The sequence below is a fragment of the Actinomycetospora sp. genome (genome assembly GCF_036497245.1).
GTDB lineage: Bacteria > Actinomycetota > Actinomycetes > Mycobacteriales > Pseudonocardiaceae > Actinomycetospora.
Window position 1 is genome coordinate 1 of the sequence record NZ_DASXJS010000266.1, and the last position, 5,397, is coordinate 5,397.

General features: G+C 73.7%; 3 protein-coding genes. 2 read left to right on the forward strand and 1 reads right to left on the reverse strand.

Going from position 1 to position 5,397, the window contains the following annotated elements; translation table 11 throughout:
• Positions 1–593, forward strand: a 593-nt coding sequence (locus VGI02_RS27200; RefSeq protein ID WP_331632874.1) for a class I SAM-dependent methyltransferase, incomplete at its 5' end; no start/stop codon positions are given.
• Positions 594–601: 8 nt separating this feature from the next.
• Here VGI02_RS27200 and VGI02_RS27205 read toward each other — a convergent pair.
• On the reverse strand, positions 602–4,099 hold the full coding sequence (locus VGI02_RS27205) for an arabinosyltransferase domain-containing protein (RefSeq protein WP_331632876.1): 3,498 nt from the start codon (positions 4,097–4,099) through the stop codon (positions 602–604).
• Positions 4,100–4,222: 123 nt separating this feature from the next.
• Here VGI02_RS27205 and VGI02_RS27210 point away from each other — a divergent pair.
• Positions 4,223–5,397: hypothetical protein (locus tag VGI02_RS27210; protein WP_331632877.1), on the forward strand; the 1,175-nt coding region annotated here is incomplete at its 3' end.

Sequence of the window (5,397 nt, forward strand, 5' to 3'; positions counted from 1 at the left end):
ACACCGACGGCGGGCCCTACCTCGACTTCGGCTGCGGCACCGGCCACCTGGTGCGCAGGCTCTCCGCGCTGGGCCCCGCGTGGGGGGTCGAGCTCTCCGAGTGGAGCGCGAACGCCGCCCGCGGCAACGCCCCCGGCGCCACGATCACCACCAGCAACGACGACCTGCCCACGGACGGCTTCGGCGCGTTGACCGCCATCCACGTCCTCGAGCACCTCGACGACGCGACGGCCGCCGAGGTGCTCGCCACGTGGCGGCGGGTCCTCCGCCCGGGCGGGCAGGCCCTCGTCGTCATGCCCGACCCCGCGGGCCGGGGCAGGCGCCTCGCGGGGGACGCGTGGATGGGGTTCGCCGACCCCACGCACATCAACCTCAAGCCCCATGCCGAGTGGGCGGGATTCCTGCGCGAGCACGGCTTCACCGTCGAGCGGGAGGGCACCGACGGCCTCTGGGACGTGCCGTACTCGCGGCTGCCGAAGCTGCTCGACGCGGCGCGCTACGCCGTGCCCGGGTTCGTGCAGTTCCTCGCCGGCCGGATGCTGCTGCGCCCGGGTACGGGCGAGTCCTCGATGTTCGTGCTCCGGGCGGTCTGACCAGGGCCCTACGGCGCGGACCCGGACACCGTCCGCGAACCCGGCACCAGGGTGTAGGCCCCGCTCCGGTAGGGCTGCTCGAAGAACATCACGGTCACGTTGTCGTCGACGTCCGGGAAGTCGCGGAACCGGGTCGGCAGCGCGGTCACGTCGGCCTCGCGGTAGGCGTTCCCGACGACGCCCCCGGCGTTCGTGCGCGCCTGGAAGTCGGCGAGCGCCGATCCCGTGCTCTCCCCGTAGCCGAGGAACCCGTCCATCGTCTGCGTGATGCCGTTCTGCTGGATCGGTTGGTGGACGCACGGGAAGAGGAACGAGTTCTCCCAGTTCACGCTGAAGACGCCGTCGCGCGGGAGCACCGAGGTCATCGGCTGCCACCGCTGGACGAGCGGCGCCGTGAACGCGAGCCAGCCTCCGACGTCGCTCGTGGTGTCGGTGGCGGCGATCCGGACGAGGCCCGCGTCCGGGGGCGGGTTCTGCGACTTCGTCATGTCCACCGACCGCCAGTCGGTGGTGTCGCTCTTCTCGTCGACATCGATCCCGCCGAGCTCCGTGACGGCGGGTCCGTCCTGCTTGCCGAACTCCAGCCGCAGCGAGTTGCCCTCGCCGAGCCGGCCGGACACCGCCGTCGTGATCGCGACGCCGCTGGGGGGACCCGGTGGCAGCCGGAACCATCCCGTGGTGAAGGTGCCGGTCCGCGAGTCCGGTGACCGCCCCTCGAACGGGGGGCGGAAGCTCCCCCACACCGGCAGCGCGCGGGGCAGGTCGGCGGGTGGACGGCTCGAGGGCAGGAAGGCGTCACGCGGGAACGCCTGGTCCGGCGGTTCGTCGTCGGCCGGGGGGACCGGGCGCAGCGGTGCGAGCGGGTTCTGCTCCTGGGACAGCACGTCGATCGCCTGCTCGGCGCCGCACCGGGACGCGGACGGGTCCTGCCACGCGTCCGCCTCGGGGGAGTAGGTGGTCGTGGTGTGCTGGGCGGCGAGCACCGAGTCCGCGACCAGGCGCCCGGTGGTGGCCAACATCGCCACGACGCACAGCACCGGGATCGCCACCAGCAACGACCACGGCCGCCAGCGGCGGGCCCACCACGTCGTCACCAGCGCGACGACGACGGCGATCACCGCGAGGACGACGGCCCAGTACTGCGGCTCGTCGAAGTAGAAGCCCTTCACCGAGGGGAAGTCGAGCCACGAGGGCTGCCCGAGGCCCCACGTGAAGCCCCAGCGGTTGCGGCCGTGGCCGGCCAGCGCGACGACGCCGACCGCCGCCACCGCGGCGGCGAGGATCGCCGGGACGGGCACCTTCCCCTTGCTGGTCCCCGCCGCGCGGCGGACGAGTCCCGGTCCGGCGACCAGGATCAGCGCGAGGAACGGGACGCCGACCCCCGCGATGGCCCCGAAGTGGTGGGACGGCTTGCTCGGGGTGGGCAGCAGCAGCGCGAACGCCAGGATGGTCGTCCAGCCCGCGTGCATGAGCCGGCGCGGGACGCCCAGGCCCCGTACCCGGGCGATCACCGCCGTGACGAGGAACCCGACGATCGCGAGCAGGCAGAGCAGCACCGCGGTCCGCTTCGCGTACGCCCCGAACCGGGACGTCTCGTTCAGCAGGCTCGCGTACCGCTCGAACTCCAGGTACCAGGTCTGCGCCCGCTGGATCGGCGCGAAGATCTGCTGGGAGCGTACGAAGTCGCCGTACGTGCCGTCCGCGAAGCCCGCCACCGCGCCGAGCGCACCGGGTGCGATCACGACGAGCCAGCGCGGCGGGATCTCCCACCAGTGCGACGAGCGCTCCCGGATCACCCGCCATGCCGTCGGGGCGGCCGCGAGGAGCGGGGCGAGGCAGACGAAGCCGGTCGGGGCGGTCATCAGCCCGATTCCGCCGAGCCCGACGGCGAGGGCGATCAGGTCCATCCGCTCCCGCTCGATGCCCTCGGCGACGACGGCGAGGGCCAGCGCGGCGAACACCGCGGTGTACGGCTCGGGCCGGGTGCCGACGTCGTAGGGCAGCCACCACGCGAGGAACGCGGTGCCGAGCACGGCCCGGCTCGCGAACGCGATCCACCGGTGATCGCGCCAGGGGTGCGTGAGGCCGGGGCATCGGGCGACGAACACCCGGATCGCGATCCAGGTGACGATGCCCAGCACCACCGAGGGCACCCGGAGCGCCACGGGCGAGAAGCCGGCCTGCTCCTGCCACCACGACAACAGGTAGTAGGGCCAGGCGAACGGCGTGAAGCCCTGGTTGTAGAGCTGGAAGTAATTCGGGACGTACCCCGCGAACGGGACGTTCGCCGCCATCTCCGAGTAGTAGCCGTCGTCGTCGGTGAGCGGCGCGAGATAGAGCCAGGACACCAGGACCGCGATGACCACCGGGTCGACGAGCCGAGGCCGGAAGCGCCCGATGCCGGACAGCACCCCGGCGTCGATCCGCGCCCACCATGCCGGGGCCCACGGCGGCGGCGCCCAGCCGTCCGCCGGGTCGCGGTCCGCGGCCTGCTCCGCCCGGACGTCCGCGCGGTCGCGCCAGCGGGTGCGACGGCGGCCGAGCCAGATGGCCGTCGTCGTCGCCAGCCCGCCGAGGACGACGGCGAGGACGGTGGCGGTGATCAGCCCGGACTTGAAGGCGCTCGGCGAGCTCGCGTAGCGGTCGTCGGGGTGGATGCTGACGGCGAGGTCGGCGGGCGTGGCGCCGGGAAGGGTGCGCAGCGACGTGGACAGCGCGTCGATGTCGGGGAGCGCGCTGATCGGTTTCGGCGCGGGCTCCGAGTTCGGCGGGACGTTCTTGATCTCGTCCGGGTCGGCCTCGCCCAGGTGTGGCATCAGCTGCCCGAGCGGTTGGCCGTCGCGGCTCATCGTGACCCGTGCGGCGTCACCGGCCACGTCGTAGGAGCAGTCGCCCGGCGGAATGCGCTCGGCGCCGACGTCCTGGCCCGCGCTGCGGACCGTCACCACGTCCGAGCGGACCTGGACCGAGAGCGCCTTGTCGTCGAAGTCGCCCGAGGTCGGGGACATCGTCGTGAACACGTAGCCGTCCGGGGTGCTGCCCGCCGCGCGGGCCACCTGGCAGCTGAACCGCACGGAGAACGACTCCGGTTGATAGGCGGTCAGCATCAGCATCGTCGGGTCGGGTCGCGCGACGTCGACCGGCCAGCGGATCTCGGGGCTGCTCTGCACCACCGGTGCGAACGGCAGCAGGAGCCCACAGACCACGGCGACCAGTGCGGACGCCACCGCGACGACCCGGGCGACGAGCAGACCGTCGAGGCCCCAGTCGTCGGGCCCCCAGTGGTCGGGGCCGTCGTCGGGAGTGAAGGCGTCGGAGACGTCGGAGTCGTGACCGTTCGCGGCGGGACGGCTGACGGGCTCGGTCGTGGAGTCGTCGGCGGGTGACGCCGCGGTCCGGGTTCCGGTCCGGATGGGGACGAGGCGACGCAGCAGGAGCCCGACCGTGGTCGTCGACCCGGAGTCGCCGTCCGACGGCTCGACACCGCGATCGGTGCCTTCGCCCACGCCTCGCTCCCCTCACGCTGCTCGAACCGCCGGACGATGACGCTAACAACCGCCCGGCCGCGGGGTGGTGAAGCCCGTCCCGCGGCGCGGATGGCTCCTGTGTTGTCGTTAGATTCTGCGGGGGTGGCGCTCGCTCGCCGCCCGGACCCGGCGTGGGAGGCCCGACTGACGACCATCACCGTCACGGAGCCCGCGGTCGACGACCCGACGCCGCCGCGGACGGCTCGGCTGACCTGGATCGCCGCCGAGCTCGGCGTCGTCGTCGCCTACCTCGCCGCCTCGGGCCTGCTGTTCCACCGCGTGCTCGGCGACCTCGCCGGACGCGCGACGGGGTGGGTCTCCTCGGACTCGTCGCTGTTCACCTGGTGGCTGGGCTGGACCTGGTACGCGCTGGGCCACGGCCTGGACCCGCTGACCTCGACGGGCCAGAACGCCCCCGACGGCGTCAACGGGATGTGGAACACCGGGGTGCCGGTGCTCGGGGTGCTGCTCGCGCCGGTGACCGCGACGGCGGGACCCGTCGTCGCCGACAACGTGGCCATGATCCTCGGCCCCGCCGTCTCGGCCTACGCCGCGTACCGCGCGCTGGTGGTGCTCGTCGGGCCGCGGTGGGTCCGCGCGCTCGCCGGGCTCGTGTACGGGTTCTCGCCGTTCGTGATCGCCCACGCGTGGGTGGGCCACGTGAACCTGGTCTGGATGGTGTTCCCGCCGGTCGTGCTGTGGGCGTCGGTGCGGGTGCTGGGCGGTCGCGGGCCGGACGGCAGGGAGGTGCGGCCCTGGCGGGTCGGGGCGCTGCTCGGGCTCGCGCTTGCGGTGCAGGTCGGGCTCTACACCCAGACGGTCGCGCTGGGGGTCGTCGCGCTCGCGGTCGTCGCCGTCGTGCTGGCGGTGTCGGCGCCCCGGGCCACGTGGGGACGGCTCCCCGCGCTCGCCCGGTCGCTGCTGGCCTGTCTGGCCGTGATCGCGGTGCTGGGTGCCTGGCCGGCGTGGGTGCTGCTGCGTGGCCCGAGCCGTCCGCGCGGCTCGATCCGCGACGCGGTCACGATGGGCGCCGACCTCGCGAACCTCGCCGTGCCCTCGCCACTCATGGCGATCCGTCCCGGCACCGACGCGCTCGCCCCCCATCTGCGGGCCTACGCGGGGGAGCAGGGGTCCTACCTCGGTGTGGCGATGCTGCTGGTGTTCCTCGCCGCGGTCGTGGTCGTCCGCTCCCGCCCGGTGGTGCTCACCGCGGTGGTCACCGTGCTGCTCGGCGTGGCATCGCTCGGGACGTCGGTGGCGATCCTCGACCGCGACAC